At 50.1% G+C, this 17530-nt stretch carries 13 protein-coding genes; 6 read left to right on the forward strand and 7 right to left on the reverse strand.

Features of this window, described 5'->3' with window-relative positions:
• Positions 1-17: 17 nt before the first annotated feature.
• Complete coding sequence (gene aroF / locus V0288_RS20085; RefSeq protein WP_332866950.1) at positions 18-1091, reverse strand: 3-deoxy-7-phosphoheptulonate synthase; 1074 nt, start codon at positions 1089-1091, stop codon at positions 18-20.
• Positions 1092-2501: 1410 nt separating this feature from the next.
• On the opposite strand from aroF, the gene V0288_RS20090 reads away from it, so the two are divergent.
• The 3 genes from V0288_RS20090 (at position 2502) to V0288_RS20100 (ending at position 11888) form a co-directional block, all read left to right on the forward strand.
• Complete coding sequence (locus tag V0288_RS20090) at positions 2502-5426, forward strand: coiled-coil domain-containing protein (RefSeq protein ID WP_332866951.1); 2925 nt, start codon at positions 2502-2504, stop codon at positions 5424-5426.
• A gap of 13 nt (positions 5427-5439) precedes the next feature.
• On the forward strand, positions 5440-6360 hold the full coding sequence (locus tag V0288_RS20095) for a hypothetical protein (protein WP_332866952.1): 921 nt from the start codon (positions 5440-5442) through the stop codon (positions 6358-6360).
• A 206-nt stretch (positions 6361-6566) separates the two neighbouring features.
• Positions 6567-11888, forward strand: coding sequence for a DEAD/DEAH box helicase (locus V0288_RS20100; RefSeq protein ID WP_332866953.1), 5322 nt, complete (start codon positions 6567-6569; stop codon positions 11886-11888).
• Here V0288_RS20100 and V0288_RS20105 read toward each other — a convergent pair.
• The 5 genes from V0288_RS20105 to V0288_RS25185 all read right to left on the reverse strand — a co-directional run bounded on the left by V0288_RS20105 (position 11850) and on the right by V0288_RS25185 (position 14012).
• Positions 11850-12008: a hypothetical protein gene (locus V0288_RS20105; protein ID WP_332866954.1), complete on the reverse strand. Its 159-nt coding sequence runs from the start codon at positions 12006-12008 to the stop codon at positions 11850-11852. The two genes, V0288_RS20100 and V0288_RS20105, sit on opposite strands and share 39 nt — an antisense overlap.
• On the reverse strand, positions 12001-12294 hold the full coding sequence (locus V0288_RS20110; protein WP_332866962.1) for an acylphosphatase: 294 nt from the start codon (positions 12292-12294) through the stop codon (positions 12001-12003). Before V0288_RS20110 ends, V0288_RS20105 begins: the two co-directional genes overlap by 8 nt.
• Positions 12295-12519: 225 nt before the next feature.
• Positions 12520-13164, reverse strand: a complete 645-nt coding sequence (locus V0288_RS20115) for a DNA-3-methyladenine glycosylase family protein (protein ID WP_332866955.1) — start codon at positions 13162-13164, stop codon at positions 12520-12522.
• 164 nt (positions 13165-13328) lie between these two features.
• Positions 13329-13499: a photosystem II assembly protein Psb34 gene (psb34, locus tag V0288_RS20120; protein ID WP_332866956.1), complete on the reverse strand. Its 171-nt coding sequence runs from the start codon at positions 13497-13499 to the stop codon at positions 13329-13331.
• A gap of 93 nt (positions 13500-13592) precedes the next feature.
• On the reverse strand, positions 13593-14012 hold the full coding sequence (locus V0288_RS25185) for a zinc ribbon domain-containing protein (RefSeq protein ID WP_422662035.1): 420 nt from the start codon (positions 14010-14012) through the stop codon (positions 13593-13595).
• 523 nt (positions 14013-14535) lie between these two features.
• Here V0288_RS25185 and rd point away from each other — a divergent pair.
• The 3 genes from rd (at position 14536) to V0288_RS20135 (ending at position 17192) form a co-directional block, all read left to right on the forward strand.
• Complete coding sequence (rd, locus tag V0288_RS20125) at positions 14536-14700, forward strand: rubredoxin (RefSeq protein WP_332866957.1); 165 nt, start codon at positions 14536-14538, stop codon at positions 14698-14700.
• Between the two features lie 676 nt (positions 14701-15376).
• A complete protein-coding gene (locus V0288_RS20130) occupies positions 15377-16183 on the forward strand; it encodes a phytanoyl-CoA dioxygenase family protein (protein ID WP_332866958.1) in 807 nt (268 codons plus the stop codon).
• Positions 16184-16202: 19 nt separating this feature from the next.
• Positions 16203-17192 (forward strand): glycoside hydrolase family 43 protein, encoded by a 990-nt coding sequence (locus V0288_RS20135; RefSeq protein ID WP_332866959.1) that lies wholly within the window; start codon positions 16203-16205, stop codon positions 17190-17192.
• A 22-nt stretch (positions 17193-17214) separates the two neighbouring features.
• Here V0288_RS20135 and V0288_RS20140 read toward each other — a convergent pair whose 3' ends face one another.
• Positions 17215-17439, reverse strand: coding sequence for a hypothetical protein (locus tag V0288_RS20140; protein WP_332866960.1), 225 nt, complete (start codon positions 17437-17439; stop codon positions 17215-17217).
• Positions 17440-17530 lie beyond the last annotated feature (91 nt).

Raw genomic sequence — 17530 nt, forward strand, 5'->3', positions numbered from 1 at the left:
TTTAAAACTTCTCAGCCCTACACTAAGCAGGGAGTTCCTACCCCGGCAGAATCCTCCTGGTAGCGACCGAATACCTTGGCAACAGCCGTCATTTCCTGCATTAGTTGTTGGTATTCCCGGGGTGTAAGAGATTGAGGCCCGTCAGAAAGCGCCTTAGCTGGATCGGGATGCACCTCAACCATCAAAGCGTCCGCACCAGCGGCGATGGCGGCGAGAGCCATTGGGGGGACATATTCAGCCTTGCCCGTAGCGTGACTAGGATCGATGGTGATGGGCAAGTGAGTTAGTTGTCGCAGGACGGGAATCGATGCTAAATCTAGTACGTTGCGGGTATACTTGCTATCGAAAGCGCGAATGCCCCGCTCGCAGAGGATGACCTGGGAATTGCCGGCCGCCAGGATGTATTCCGCCGCCATCAACCATTCCTCGATAGTGGCAGACAGTCCTCGCTTGAGTAGGATCGGTTTAGATTGGGCTCCGACTTTCTTGAGCAAGGCAAAGTTCTGCATATTGCGAGCGCCTACTTGAATTATGTCCGCTACTTCAGCTACTTTTTCCAAGTCGGCAGTATCCATAATTTCCGTGACGATGCCTAAACCAGTCTCTTGACGGGCAGTTGCCAGTAACTCCAAGCCGTATTCCCCATATCCTTGAAAAGCATAGGGAGAGGTACGGGGCTTATAAGCCCCACCGCGCAGGAATTGTACCCCGGCAGCTTTCAGTTGGTGGGCTGTCTCGACAATCGCCTCCTCACTTTCGACGGAACAAGGACCGGCAATATGAACTAGGGGGCAATTTTCGCCAAAGGAAACTAAACCATTCTCCGTTGGAACAATAATTTCACTAGGTTCGTAGTGCCGGAAGGTGCGGCTGGCTCGTTTGAACGGTTGTTCGATGCGGGTCACCTGTTCGATGAAAGGACTCAGGCTTTCTATGTGTCGGGAGTCGAGTTCGGCGGTGTCTCCGACTAGCCCGATGACCACTTTGTGACTGCCAATAATAGTTTCTGGTAAAACGTTAAGGGTGTTTAAATGCTGGGTCACGCGCTGAATTTCTTCGGCTGGTGTTCCAAGTTTCATTACGATAATCATCCGAGTAGTTCCTATGTGTGAGTTCTATGCGTGAGTTCTATACTTAGTTTGTCAGGCAAACCCAATTTAGACAACCTAAGTTTAGGATTTTAAGAGAAAATTAGAAACTGTTGAAAAAATCGGTTGTAAAGCCCTTCTCATATCGGTTTTGGCGTTTGGAGACCGATCGGATAAAACTCTTGTAGTCCAAAACTTGTAGTCTAAAAAGTTCGACATAACTTTTCAAACCGCTTCTCGGCGATCGATGCCTAAAAATCTTTTCCAAAGATTACAAAAGAGATTTAGTTGCCCGTCCGAGAGAAACCGAACGCTCGCGATCGAATACCTACGGTAACCGTAGGTAATAATTCGCACTAAGGCTACAGTTATCGTATTGGCTAGGTTGTTGGGGAACAATAAAGCTATTTAGGTGATCTTTTAGAAGACAATATGTCATCCACCTCTTGATATAGAGGTTATCGATAAAAATTTTTTTTGTCAAGCAAACTCCTGTTTTTTTAATGATTCTTTAATTATTAAGCTTTATTAAGCGGTAAACATTCACTCGACTTTATCCATTTTTAGATTTGGAGAGCCGACAAAGTAGCAAGATAGGGAAAGCGTTGTGGGCTTATTCCCGATGAACCCGCTACAGAAGGAATTCCTGCCATCGCTCTTGATGTTCGTCCCTTTAGAGACCGTTTGTAAACTAAGGTTAAATCTAGTAAGTCGATTATTCTAGACAAGATTTCAAGATTTTCTAAGTATATAGACTCACGATTTTGTCCGAATTCTACAATCCCTTTCGGGTAATCGTTTCGTCGATCACGGTTACCCCCGACCCCGATCTGGCGGAGCCAGCACTTCGCTCCCGCCCCTCCGGAGCGGTCTTTCCCGCTCTCGGGCCGGTTATCCCCCGGTTCTCCCGGTAAAAAATTGTCGCGTTCGGGATCGTCCCTCCCGGTTCGCACTCTATACGTTATATAACTCTATACGTTATATATCTATACGTTATATATCTATACGTTATATATAGGTATCCCGATCGATCGGGAAAGGTGAGGTGGCCCCCAGTAGTTGGACAGTTTTCGAGGGGAACTAAGCTCCGAGGGGATCGCCGCTTTCGGGAGGCTGAAGGCTTCGCGAGCGCTATCGCCGTAGTCCGACCCGGTAAAGTCCGGGGCTCCGCGAGGAGATCTTCTTAGGCTTCCCTACGCAAGGGCGCTCGGTTGTGGGCCTCGGATTTATTGTAGGGTTCGTTAAAAATAGCGAACGAGTGGTTTCGAGAGGTCAATGTACGAACGCCCGTATCTTTCGATCCTCGATGATCGCTCGACAGAGTATATAATTACTGTAGAACTCAGTAAAGTTTTAATGTTAGCTCGGGGACTTTAATCGAGAGGTATTAAAAACATACGGATGCGGTAATCGATGATCGAAAAATGGCTGGCACTGGGAACGATAACATTCGGTATCTGTTTCGGATCGAGTCTGCTGGCGAGTCGCGATGTCAAGCGCTCGGCCGTCAGTGGGGCGATCGCGGTTCCCGCGGCACTTGTCGGCATCGCGGTATTGGAAAAGGGAAAAAAGCGATCGTTACGAGACGAGATCACCGGGTTAGAGGCTCGGTTAATCGAACTCAAGAAAAGTAAAAACACTCTCGAAGAAGAGAGCGCGAGTTTAGAAAAGCGGCTCGCCGAACGCGAGACAGAAAAAGAGGTACGTGATGGCGACATCTCGCGATTAAATGACGAGTTAGAACAACTTAGGCTGGAAAAAGAAGCGGGCGATTCGGAAATCGGCGAGTTAACCGCCTGGAAACAAAAACTATCGGGCGAGTTAACCGAATTACAATCTCGGCGCGAGAGGTGTATCGAAGAGATCGGGAATCTAGAAACGAGAGCGCGAGAGCTAAACGAGCGAATTAGCGAATTACGAGGCCAAGAAAGCGCGTCGATCGAGAATAACGATCGATTACAGCGGGAGCGACGGGATTTAGAAACGGCGATCGCTACTTCGCGGGACGAGTTACAGGGATTAAACGAAGCGATCGAGACTTTATTGGAACAGGAGCGATCGCTAGAAATACAAACCGGCGGGTTACAACGGCAGGAATCCAATTTACAAGAGAATATCGAGGTATTAAACCGAGAGATACAAAAATTAAAGGAAGAGAGAGATGGGTTAATTGAAGAAATCGAAAGGCTAAAAAAAAACGGGACGGTTATTATTCGAGTTCCCGAAAGGCCGAGAACAATTGACGCTCTTGTAATCAATAATTTATGGGAGAACCAAATCTATCCTTTTTGGCATCATCGCTCTCATCCAGAGAAACAGAGATTTTTAGGGAGTATTCCTATCCAACAGGAAGAGAGCGATAAACTATTCGCTCTTTTTGAAAAACCGCTTCGAGGTTTCGCTTCAATCAACTATGACATTCTAGACAAAAGATTTAGTTCTTACAATAATGGTAGACTAACTTGCAAAAAACGTAACTGGATCAAACTTTTTACCTTTCTATTTTCAGAATACGCTTACTTCTATTCTAAAGACAATAGTGACAAAAATAACGAAGATAATATCGATAAAGGTTTCTGGGTGGATCTATCTAGGAAACTGGGAATTAGCCATAAAGAGAGCGTGGCGAACGCTTTTCGTGAAGTTACCAAGCAAGGGATCGATGATTTAAAATTAATTCAAACTAAAAATGGTTATAAATATATATCAAATCTTTGGATACAGAACGGCATTCCCGTCAAAAATTTGCCTCATTTGTCCGAACTCCTTCAAGAAATAACCGAGGACTATAGTTGGTGGGAGATAGCCCACAGCGATCCGATCGATATTGCGGCGCTATTATTACAATACTGGAGGGAAAACCACTCGCACAGAAGAACTTTAGGCCATTTTCTAAATATTAGTCTGTCCGGAGAAACGGGCGCGGAGCCGATCGCCGGAATCTTAGTTCAGGGGATCTCTAGAGTGGCGGACGCGTTAGAAAGTAACAATATGCCCATTCACATTTTACAGTCCCCGAACGCGACGATACAACTGTTAGAAGGCTACGAATTTCCCAAAAGTTTTTTCCTGCGAGATTGGAATCAATTAATTGAAATTTTAAAACCCCGTAAAGGTTCTCGCAATCAAATCATTAGTCATAAACGTAAATCTTTATTTTTATTTCTTGATGTAGTGGACACCGGACAAACTCAGCTTATTTTACCAGAACAAAAAATCTGGAAACCTGACTGGGAAAAATTCAGAGAGGCATCCTGCTCTATAGAACCTTGGGATGGGCAAATCCCTCAACAAGGAAAATTAGAAATTCCCGAATTAGTTATCGAGGTCAATAAAACCGAGCCGATTTATTCTTTAGAACTTCTCAATAGCGATCGACAGATTATCTATGACTGGAAAACACGAGGGATCGATCGTTCCCTACCTTGCTTAATTTTCGACGCGATGCGGGGAACTCATATTCCCGTGTACTTACCGAATGCCCAAATTATTGGAATGGAAGAAATTATCTATTTCTGTCCGAAAGAGATTACCACGAAATTTAGCGGGGAGATTGAAACGATCGATCCTTACATTCCCTGTAGTATTCGAGGTTGGCGAGGTCAACAAATTAGAATTCTCGATCGCGCCGCGTCGATCGATCTCGCCTTTCCGGACGATCGCCCCCCGCGAAAAATTCTTTGGGATCGAGATAGCGAACCTCATCCCGCGTTGGTAGGAACGCGACTGATGAATCTCAAAGGGATCGATACCTATCTCGATCCGCCAACTTTCTGGTATCCCCCTAGCGATCGAGATCTGACTATCCAGATGGTTTTAGATAATTTAAACAAGCGAACCACCGTTGCCCGACAAACCTATCCGAGATCTAAAAGTTCGGAATGGTATCAAATTCCCTTACAGGAATGGATTACCGAACCCGATCCGGCTCCGCCGGCGCTCCGCTCCCGCTATCAGGTATACTTCGAGATCGATTACCGGCGGTGGACGTATCAGTTCGAGATCCGTCAGAATTACCGAATTCTAGAAACTCCCTCGATCGCTTCCCCTACCGTCGAGTTAAATACGGGAGAACCGATTCCCTGTATCTGTAATTCTTCGGAGCGGTTCTGGGCGAAAGTGATTACCATAGGAGGACTTTGGGTTTTAGAAGAAATCGTCTTTTTACTCGATAACGGAAAAGAATCGATCGCCTATCGGGTACAGGCCGACCAATCGGGACAGGTTATTTTTAATTTATCCGCCCTCTACGACGCGCTTTCCCGATCGAATTACTACCGGCTGGAGTATCAGCGTTTAGGACTAGAAACCCGAAAATTACTGGAATATCGAGCGTGAATTCACGAAAATCATGAACGAGATTATTCTGAAAATTTTGAGCGACCCGCGCGACCCGAAATGTTTAACCCGTCCGGTACCCTTGAATAAAACCCAGATCGTCACCTTACTTCGAGATAGTATTCCGCCCGATCGATCGCTCGATAAACTAGCCGATGAAGTTCAAGAATCCCTACAGGAGTTGGAAGCGCGGGGAGAGATCCTCGCGGGGGTAAGAAACCGTTACTGTATCGCCCCTCCCGCTGTAGTCAGTATCGATGGCGATTCCGAGAATCACTTTCATTTTCGAGGCGATCGAGCGTATCTTCCCCTAGTCCATCGAATCCTAGAAACCGGTCAGGATTCGGAAGCGATCGAGTTACACCCGAGAGTCGATATCGGGCGAATTAAACCATTACTGAACCGATCGGGAATTCGCTTTTTTACCTTGGACGAGAGTTTACACTATCTTCCAACCCCCTACCGACCCTTGACCAATCATCTCCGAGCGTCCCGATCGGAAGAATATATCGATTTCGATACGGCTATTATCTATATCCCTAGCCCGAATACTATCCAGAGAGAGCGCTGGCGTAAATTCGATCGCTCTCTACTAGCGGAAGAAAGCCTTTTTCGCTTAAAGACGGGTGAATATCTTTGGTATCAGGATCGACAGTATCACGAGCTAGAAGCGGATACGGGAGTTTTGATGATGTATTACCTCGATCGAAACAAGAAATGTCCTCTAGAGATTCCTTGGGATCGATCGCTAGGAAAACTCTATCTACGGGGAATTTTTCTACCCGGCGCGTACTATCAACTTATCTTGCAATTATCGAAACCCGATGGAGAGATTACCAGAACCCGCCGTATCGCGCCCGCTAATTTTCCGTTAATAGAGAAAGCGTTTGAAAAGATCGGTTGTATTTTAGTAGAGAGCGAGGGGGAGAGTTAAGTGATCTTGCAAAATCAATTTCGGGAGCATCCCATTTTGGAAAAATATTCCCCCAAGTAATGACAGCCCAAGGGTTTCAGCCCCTCTAAAAACGGCTAACTCGCAAAAATGGAATGTTCCCTATATTTCCCGGCCGGGACAGGAAAAAGGCATAGGCAATCTGGCCATCAGAATGTGCAATTAATTTTGTCGAGGTACTTAGAACAATGGAAATCAATCCTTATTTAAATCCGATCGCCGTCACCGAACAACCGCGTCAAGATCTGATCCGCTATCTCCTCACCGCGTATCCCCTGCGCGATCCCCATTTACGGTACGCGCTACGGCAACAGTTAGAACAGCCGGGGACGATCTGGCAGTATCCCTATCTGGAGGGATCGCAACCCTATCGATCGGCAAACAGTATTCAACAATTAATCGAGAGCGGTGTTTTACATCCCGCTATCGGCGATCTATTCATTCCCGCGAATCGATCGCTCTACCTACATCAAGAGAGAGCCGTTCGCTCGATCCTCGAGAAACGGGAGAATATCGTCGTGGCCACGGGAACCGGTTCGGGAAAAACCGAATGTTTTCTAATCCCGATTCTCGATACTTTACTCAAGGAAGGAGAGAATTCTTTAACCAAGCGACGGGGGGTAAGAGTGCTGATTCTGTACCCGATGAACGCCTTAGTTAACGATCAAGTAAAACGGCTACGACAATTACTCTGCCGTCAAAAACGACCCCGAATCCGCTTCGGGTTCTACACCAGTCGTACCGAAAGCGAACCCAAGCAGGCGCGGAAGTTGTTAGCGGAAGAACTAAAAGCCTACTCGATCGAGGATTTACGGAAGCTTTTTCCTCTCGAAGAATTGAAAAGTAATCGTTTAGAAGAAAGAGAGATATTACTCGAAGAAGCTGTTAAAAAAGTCAGCGCGATTCAAGTTCTCTCTAGAGAGGAGTGCTGGAACGATCCCCCGCACATTCTGCTGACCAACTATTCGATGTTGGAACACATGATGATCCGTCCCAAAGAGAGGAGCGAGATTTTTGAAAACTCTAGAGATAGCTTTCAATTCCTGATCGTCGATGAAGCGCACACTTACAACGGCGCGACGGGGACGGAAGTTTCTTTACTGCTGAAACGACTGAAGAACGCGATCGGTATCGAGGGAGAGGGAAAAATCCGCTGTATCGCCACTAGCGCGAGTTTGGGGGATCGATCGGTCGATGCCGCGGTTCTACAGTTCGCGGGACAGTTATTCGGGGAAAAATTCGCGGGAGTGATCCGCGGCGATCGGGTGACGGCTCAAGCTCGGCTCGGTGAACCCTACCGCGAGGATAGCGCGACCGATCGACCGATCCGCGAAATTCTCTCTACCCTCTCCCTTCCCCCGTTAACCGCGTCGCTGGAAGAATGGTCGGAACGGTTGCGCCAGTTCGTACCCGTCGAAGTATTACAGTCCGCGCGCGAAGGGATAGAAGCGATCGAATCCGATAACTCCGATCGCTCCGCTAACGATCGAACCCATCGATTTCTCTGGTTCGCGCTGAAACGGAATCCCCTCTTTCACCGTTTAATCGACATTCTCTCCCGAAATCCCGCGCCTTGGTACGAGATCGCGCGCTCGTCCGAACTTTGGGATAGTGAAATTCCCGAAACCGTCGGGGAAGATCCCGCGGTACAACTCCAACTCGAAAAAGCGTTAGCCTATCTCGTGCAGTTGGGAACTCTAGCGCGGGAAAATCCCGACGATCTCCCCTTACTTCCCGTCCGGTTACACTTACTTTTCCGCGGACTAGAAGGGGTTTACGCTTGTATTAATTCCGCTTGCCCCGGCGCGGTACCCGATCCCGACGCGCCCGATCGTCCCCCTTATTACGGTCGTCTGTATTTAAACGAGAAACATACCTGCGATGATTGCGATTCTCCCGTTCTAGAGTTGGGGAGTTGCCGGCAATGCGGTCAAGCCTACGCGTTCGCCGCGTTAGATAAAAACTCGCGACTGGAAACTTTACCCCGATCGAATTTAGCGTTACAGGACAATCCGAAAATTTACACGCTAACGACCGGCGCGTTGGACAGTATTACCGAGGAAGAGGATAACGGAGAGGTGGAGGAAGATTTATTTTCCGCGCCGAAAACTTTTTTTATCGATCGAAAAGACGGCTGGCTCGGTACTCCCTCCCCGGAAAACTTCCCTCCGGTGACAACAGAACCGGGATTCGCGCTCGCGTGGCACCGTCAGAAAACCGATAAAAAACTGGAGGGGTGCTACCTGCCGAAATGTGCCGCCTGCGGGTCGAGATCGATCCGATCGAGATCGATTAACCGTTTCGTCACCTATACCGATGAACCCTTACAAGCGATGATCGACAGCCTGTTCGATCTCTTGCCCGAACCCGAAGAGGATCGAAAAAAAGCGTCCCGACGGAAACTATTATCCTTTTCCGATGGTCGTCAGGACGCGGCTTTTTTCGCCTCCGATTACCAGCGCAATCACACCGAGACGATCTATCGGCAAATGGTCTGGCGAGCGTTTCAAGAGGCGAAAGATACCGATAATATCGCCTCCGTTAATGGGGCGATCGAGTGTTTAAGCGCTCTGTTTTTAGAAACCTCGATCCCGCATCCCGATCGGGAGGCTAGTCGAAACTATCTTAGCTATTGTTTAGAAGATAAGGATGAAAGTTTAGAAAATCCGAGAGATTGTAAGGAGGCGGCGAAAAAACGGGCGAAAGAATTACTACTCCGCGAGTTCGCCCTCCCGTTTAATCGTCGTTCTAATTTGGAAGCCTACACATTTTTAGCCTGTCATATAGGGTTTAAAGATGAAAATTTCATTAATTCCGTCGCTTCCAAGTTTCAAATGACAAAAACCGAATCCCGAATCTTTCTAACCGTTCTCACCGATATTATCCGCCGTGCCGGTATCGTCAGTATAGAAGGCTCTTCTAGTTACTTTCCCGAAACGGGAGGCGATGGCATCCGCCGGGCGATGGTAGACGGACAGGGGAAAGCGACGAATTACTTATTTTTAGAAAAATCCCCGGAAAATACAAAAAAGTACGCGGATTCTCCCTCCTTTTTACCGAAAAAGAAGAAGGACGGACATATCAGCAAAGCGCAAAATCGACTCGGCTGGTATTACTATCAGTTATTCGGGGAAGAATTTCTCGATCGAGAGCGGGAACCGTTCATCTGGTTATTTGAAAGATTGAAAGAATCTCGGATACTCGTTGACGCTAAAAACGGTTGTCATCTTAACTGGCAACTCCTCGATCTGATCGCGACCCGCGAGGATTGGTATCAATGTAATTGCTGTCGTCAGATCTTTCATATTCCCGAACTATCGAAAATCGATCGCTCCACGTCAAAACTCAACATCTTCGGCTGTATCGCCTACAAATGTCAGGGGACACTACAGCCCTATACCCCGGATAGAATCGATCGGGTAAACGAGGAGCATTATCAACAATCGTTGATTAAAAATCGATCGCCGTTACCCCTGCGATCGAAGGAACACACGGCACAATTAAGCGTCATCGAACTGGAAAAACGCGAGAACCGATTCCGTCAGGGAAAAATCAATCTTCTCAGCAGTTCCACCACCCTAGAAGTCGGGGTAGATATCGGGGAACTACAAGCGGTAGTTCTACGGAATTTCCCCCCCTACGTTAGTAATTACCAACAACGCGCGGGACGCGCGGGACGGCGAACCGACGGGGTATCGGTGACATTAATGTACGGCCAACGTCGTCCGCACGATCGCTTTTTTTTCGAGCGTCCCGAACTTTTAATCGCGGGCATCAATCAGATCCCCCAACTCGATCCGGATAACGCGCAAATTCAACAGCGTCATCTTCACGCGGAATTATTGGCGACTTTTCTAAGAGAGGAGCGGGGAACGGGAGCGGAACAGATCGCGATCGGGGATTTCTTAGGAGTAACCGGGGGATCTTTCGACCCGATCGAACCCGATCATTCGGAAGCTTTAAGCGGGGAGTTTCAAGATTGGCTCCGATCGGATCTCGCCGAAAAGTTAACGCTACAGTGGTTGGAGAGATTGGAGAGCGATCCACTTGTAGCAACGCCTCGCTCCCGAACCGCGCCAGAAGTTTTAAAACAATTTCGAGATATTTTGGAAAAGTTTGAAAACGATCAGATACAAGATTGGAACTCTCTGGCGAAACCGCTGGCGGAAATTGATGCCGAAATCCGTTCCGCGACCGCTCGCGATGAACGGAAGAAAAAAGAACGTTCGCGGGATAATCTGGAAATAGAATTAGAGAAAATCGCCAAACGCCGACTCCACGATGAATTGGCGCGGGCGAGTATCTTACCGATCTACGGCTTCCCGATCGACGTGGTACGATTACTCACGGGAAAAAGTGACGGCTACCGTTCCTCGCGGGGAAAACACCGTTTAGAAAGAGATCGTCGTCTCGCTCTCGGGGAATACGCTCCCGGTCAGGATATCGTGGTTGACGATCGCGTGTATCGCAGTGTCGGGGTCGTCGGCATCGACGATCTAGAACGCCAGTTTTATTGGGTATGTAAACACTGCAATTATTTTGAAAAATCCCAGATCGAGAAAGAACCCTACGATGAATGCCCGGAATGTAATTACCGTCCCGATTTTACCTGGGAAGGCAAATTTAAAGCGTATGTTATTCCGAAAACTTTTACCACGGATCTTAGTAAAGAGCCGGAAGTCACTCCCTATCTGAAACCGATCCGTCAACCCACCTCTCAAGTTTTCTTAGCGAGCGATGGAGAGGATACGCGCTCGATCGTCGTTCCCGATCTCTACGAACTTATTCATAGTCGGGGCGGTTTGTTTTTCCTCGCCAATCAGGGGCCGTTAGCCAAGGGCCGCGGCTTTAAAAATCGGGGATTCGCGCTCTGTAAATTTTGTGGTATCGACTTGAGCGATCGACTGAGCGAACAGGTCGATCGAAAGCCGGGCGCCCGGAAAAAAGATACTTCGAGCGCGTCCCCGTCCCTCCCTTCCCACAACCATCCCCTAACCGGTAAAGTCTGTTCTGGAAGTTACGATTATCTGCACCTCGGTCACGAATTCCGGAGCGATCTGTTAAAAATCAGTTTCGATCGCTCGGTGGTGGGCGATCGCCCGCTCTATTCGTCCGCGGACACCGACGGGGAAGGATTGGCATTCTGGCGTTCTTTTCTCTACGCGTTTCTAGCGGCCGCGGCGGAAACGATCGACGTACCCCGTAACGAACTCGATGGTTTATGTAAACCGGCGGACGATCGAAGCGGTATGGCAGAACTGGTAATTTACGATAATGTCCCCGGTGGCGCGGGCTACAGTCAACAGATCGCCCGCGCCTTCGGTAAAGTTCTGGAAAAAACCCTCGGGTTAGCGGATTCTTGTACCTGCGATACTAGCTGTTACGACTGCCTGCGTACCTATACCAATCAGACGTTCCACGCGGAACTGAACCGTCACGCGGTTGTAGAATTCTTAAAGCCACTCGTGAATTCACCCGGAACAGGTCTTCCGATCGAGCGTCGCGACTAACGAGAGCGGGATTTCTTCCCCGTTGACGGCGATCGAGAACGGTCGTTCCTGGAGTTCGCGCTGTTGTCCGAGAACGTTTTTCACCCGTAGCAGAGCGGCCCGATCTTTCGGGTTAATCACGAGTCAGGTTATCGAAACGGTCGGGGCTATCGACGGTCGGGCGCGCTTGGAAATCAAGGCTCTCCCGGTACGGAATCCCCGTCGCGACAACTTTCGTTACCCCCGCCACCGACGGGTCGCGATACAGCCAATTCTCCAATCGATCGAGCGCGTCCGGATGACCGCTCGCCAACACCTCGACCTCCCCGGCGGTAAGATTTCTAACCCAACCGGATAGACCGATATCTCGCGCTACCTCGACGGTAGAGAAGCGGAAACCAACTCCCCGTACTTTTCCCCGAATTATCCAATGTCTCGTTTCCCTATCTTACTTTTCCCGTTATCTTTTTATTGGAGCGGTCTCCGGATTTACCCCTATCTCAAAGTCCTATTCTCTCGTCGGTTACTGTCATTAAGATTGGCCCGTTGAAAATCTAGGAGCGCTTGAAACCCTTATTCCGCCGTCGTTTTCAGACTTAACGGGAAAAGTAAGGTTTCCCTAGCTCTGTCGGGTTTCCCCTCGATCGGATCTTCAATACTGAACGGTAACGGGATCTAGACTACGCCAGAGATACCAAGTCGCCACGGTGCGATACGGTCGCCATCGCCCCGCGAGTTGCCCGATCTCCTCGGTACTCAGGGGACGCTCGCCCGCGTAAGCGCGTCGGATGGCGTTGATCAACCCCAGATCGCCTAGAGGCAAGACATCGGGACGATGGAGATGAAAGATCAGGAACATTTCGGCCGTCCAATTGCCGATTCCCCGAATTTTAATCAATTGACGGCGAACCTCCCCGTCGCTCATATTCCCCCATTCATCGGGCGTGAGCGTCCCCTCGGTGAAAGCGAGAGCGATCGCCGCGAGATAATCGACCTTCTGGCGGGATAGTCCACACCCGCGGAGAATTTCTACTTCCAGTCGCGAAAAACTCTCCGGCGAGACGGTTTCGAGATGTTTCTCCAACCTCGACCAGATCGAATCGGCGGCTTTGACGGAAATCTGTTGACCGACCACCGCCCGAGCCAGAGTATAGAAAGGATTGTGATGGTTCGTTAATCGTTCGGTCGGGTAAAGAGCGATCAGGTTGCCCAGTATCTCGTCCCGTTCGGTCAGGTAATCGATCGCCGTCTGCCAATAAGGGGGATTTACCGGCGGGGAAGTCGGGACATCGTTCATTTTCGGTTACTATACCCGAGAAATCGATGAGTGAGGCGGAAAATAGACCAACCTAATCTCATTATCGGATAGATCGAACGCGCTTCCCGACAATAAACCACCCCGGCGAAATACCGGGGACGGTGTGGGGGAGCCTTGGTAATCGAGAAAGATAGGGATAACCGTTAGCTGACGGCGAAAGCGGTGAGAATCGTGGCGGTAACGAGAAGAATGGCGATCGCTCCCTGAAACGCGTAGCGACGTTGTTGTTCGGGGGAGGGGTAAACGGCGGGATAGATGGCGGGTTCGTTGGCGTAATTGTTGAGAATTCCTTCCGGGCTGGTGGTGGTATACATTTGGGTTGCCTTCGCTTGGTTGTCTATGTAAATCAATGTAACAAAAATATTAACTATTGTAAAGATTATTTGACAAATAGATTTCAATGCCCATCATAAAGAGCGCTTATCAGTGGGGAGCGAGAGCGAAGCGTTGCCGGAGACCCTACCGGTACCGCGAGCCGGGAGCGAAGCGCTGCCGGAGGCAGATCGGAGCTTTCTCCATCGATCTCGATCCGCCAGAGGTGGCGACGCTCTCTCCGGAGCGATCACCGCTCCCTTGTCGGCACTCGCTCGCCGCCCCGATCGCCAACGCCGATCGGGTTCCCATCTCACAGCCCGCACTTCGACTTGTAATACAAAGTAGTATAAGCGAAGAATCATTAGCCCAGTATGAAAGCAGTTGTGACAGGTCTGACTCGTGTACCGAGGATCTATCCATACAAGTTTCACGCCACGCTCGATCGTTTGATACGTCAGGAATTGTCGGAGTTGGTAGAAAGCCCGACTGTTATCCAGTCGCTTATTCTTTATCGCTCTTTTCTCACTATGGGATCGCTATCGAACGGGCGAGAGGTTCGATTCCCCTCGTGGTAATACTTCTCGGATAACATCATTCGCGTGTTCACAAGGATACTGAAACCTTTGAGATTTTGTAGGCGAGAAACCCCGGGAAATCCTTAACCGAGAGGTATTGCCCCTCGTGGTAAGGGTTTGAATGTCGAGTTCCTAACAGTTTCTCTCGCTCGGAACTTAGAGGGGCTTGATTCCCGTGAATTCCTTACCCGATAACGGTTTCTGACTTTGTTTCTAACAGGAACCTACCGATACCGATAGAAGAGCGATATCATCGAGATAATCGCCGATTCCCGATCCCTTCACGCCCGTCTAGGGAGCGAGAATTGTTAGGGAATCGAGAGGGGAATCGGTTCCCCGTACTCCTCGATCGCTTCAGGCCGCGCTCGCGCGTGAAGTCACAGATAACTACCTCTCTAGAAAAGATTAAGATCGCTCGAATAATTTTTAAGATAGAGAAATATTTTTCGGAAAATAACTCATGAAATACATTTGTTCCGTATGCGGTTACGAGTACGATCTGGAAATCGGCGATCCCGAGAACGACATCGCGCCGGGGACAGCGTTCGAGAATCTGCCGGAAGATTGGGAATGTCCCGTCTGCGGTGCCGCTAAATCGGAATTCGACCCGATCGAATCGGAATAACGGCCGGATTTCTAGTGAGAAGAATCGTTCTCGGCTAACCCGTCTAATCCCTCCCTTTTCCGGCCTCGGTAATCGACCCGATCGCTTAACCGGTTTCCCGATCGATCTCGGGTTTTCTATTTCTTGGTTCTCCCGTCCGCTAGAGTCCGGGGGAGGCAGGAGGCGGGTATTTGGAAGAAGCTCGAACTCCTACCAAACACTTTTCGCGCCAAGCGGGGAGACTTGTAACCCGTTGGTTTCCGGTCAGTAAATCTCCCGCGAAAAGCAAAAAGCGATCGGGTTCGTCAGGAGTTAGGACTTAGTAGAGACGGGTTTTAACACCAGTCCCTACAGAAATTATGAGGGGAAAGGAGAGGTAAATAGATTATAAAGTTTTTAAAATATCTATTTTTTTGAATCTTTTTTAGAACATAACTTTTTATCTTGTATTTACCTCGCGACCCTCATTTTTACACGAGATCTATTATCGCCTCCTCTCACTTTCAACGAACCGAGGTAAACTTCCTTCTCGCGACCGAATTTCCGTTGGATATTAAGTTTCTTGAAGAATCGATCGGATAGAAAGCGTCTCGCATCCACCATTAGGCACAATAACAATCATATAGAAAGCTACATTTTATCGAACGCGAGTGTAAAATGTCGTTTTCAGCTATTGAAAATTAGGGCGAAAGATAAGATGGTAGGAAGTGTCGATACCGCGACCTTTACCGCTCTCGATCTCGATCGGTTCGCGGAAGAGTTAAATCGGGAGGGAATCTGTATTTTCCGCGGGTTATTCCCGAGAACGCTAATAGAAGAATGGGCGATCGCTTTCGACGCGTTATTCCGAGAGCGGCGGGAACGGCCGGGAGGCGTGGCCCCGCGAGGAAAAGCCCGGGGCTATATTACCCTACCCTGGGTCTCCCCTTTCGCCGATCCGGAAGTGTTCGCCAACCCCGCGATCTCGGGCGTTCTCGATCGGGTGTTCTATCAGGAATACCAGCTAGTACAATTAGCGGCGGATATTCCCTTCCAAGGTTCGGAATATCAGGAAATCCACCGCGATTTCCGCCCTCTATTTACCGATCGCATCATCACGCCCCTCTACGCCGTGGCGGTCAATTTCCCCCTCGTGGAAGTGACGGCCGAAAACGGCCCGTTCGAGATGGCGCGGGGAACGCATCGAATGCCCAAAGAAGAAGCCCTCGTGAAAGTGCGCTCCGGCGAGATCCCGATGGAGGCGTTTTACCTGCGACCGGGGGACGTGATGATCCGCTCGCCCCTGGCACTACATCGGGGGACACCCAACCGAACCCCGCGACCGCGACCGATGATCGTCATGGGTTACGTGATGCACTGGCTCCACACTCGCAAGGTAGATTTAACCCTGCCACGGGATGATTACGATCGTCTGTCGCCGCGAAACCGGGAGTTAATCCGGTGTCAGGTCGTGGAGAAATTGCCCGAGAACGCGACGGAAACCTACATCAACTTTGAATACTAGCGAGATTCGGTATCGTTCGATGATTTATTACACCAATCCGGTCTACTCGGGATATCTCGCCGATCCGTTCGTCTGGCGACACGAGGGGGTCTATTACGCGATCGGTACCGGGCCCGCGGAAGCCGCCGGTCGGGTGGGGGCGCTTCCGGAAGGGCGGATCTTTCCCCTCCTGCGCTCCGATAATCTAGCCGACTGGCAGTACGTCGGCAACGCCCTAGAACGGCCCGATCCGTCACCGGGAGATAATTTCTGGGCCCCGGAAATCGCCGATCGCGACGGGATTTTTTACCTGTATTACTCCGTCGGACAAGGGGACAAGAACCATCAACTGCGGGTCGCCACCGGTTCCGAACCGTCCGGCCCCTATCGGGACACGGGAGAACCTTTGAGCGCCCCGGATAGACACGCGTTCGCTATCGATCCGAGTCCGTTCCGGGATTCCGACGGACAGTGGTATCTTTTCTACGCCACGGATTTTCTCGATACCGAGAACGGGGTTCGGGCCGGAACCGCGCTGGTGGTCGATCGTTTACTGACCATGACGCGGTTAGCCAGAACGCCCGAGGTCGTCCTCCGCGCCCGTCATGACTGGCAGAGATTCTCGCGCGATCGCCCGATGTACGGCGGGATCTACGACTGGCATACCCTAGAGGGCCCCTGTGTCCGCGAGCGCGACGGTCGGTACTATTGCTTTTATAGCGGTGGACGCTGGGAAACCGAGAATTACGGGGTAGATTACGCGGTCGCCGAGCGCGTGAACGGCCCCTACTCCGATGGCGGCAACGAGTCGGGACCGCGGGTACTGCGATCGGTTCCGGGCCGCGTTCTCGGCCCCGGCCATAACTCGATCGTCGGGAGTCCCGATGGAAAATCAGACTATTTTGTCTATCACGCCTGGGACCCCGGGATGGACGCGCGCCGGATGTGTCTCGATCGACTGCTCTGGACTCCCGAGGGTCCCCGCTGTTCCGGCCCCTCGTGGACACCGCGGGCGATCGAGGAGAGGTAGTCTTCAAAACTCACGGGACGGTCTAGCAATAATCGATCGGAACGGTTAGCACTTCGGGGCGCGAACCTCCGGTTCCTCCCTCGGATACGCGTTGCCCCTCGGGGTCGCCGAACCAGAGAGCTACGTGACCCTCCGGCGCGCGGCCGTCCCCGTCAGTCCCGACAACGACGGCGAGTAAACCGTCGAATTCAACGAAATCCCCTCTCTCGAAACTCACACTCATCTCGGTGACAAAATTCGGAGCCACGTTCACGATCTCGATCGCGCGCCCGTTCGGTAACGGGGGTAGTGCTAAACACGTAATGATAAATCCAAAGAGGAATTATAGTGATGGATAA

Origin of the sequence: Pannus brasiliensis CCIBt3594 (assembly GCF_036688125.1) — a bacterium.
GTDB classification, from domain to species: Bacteria; Cyanobacteriota; Cyanobacteriia; order Cyanobacteriales; family Microcystaceae; genus Pannus; species Pannus brasiliensis.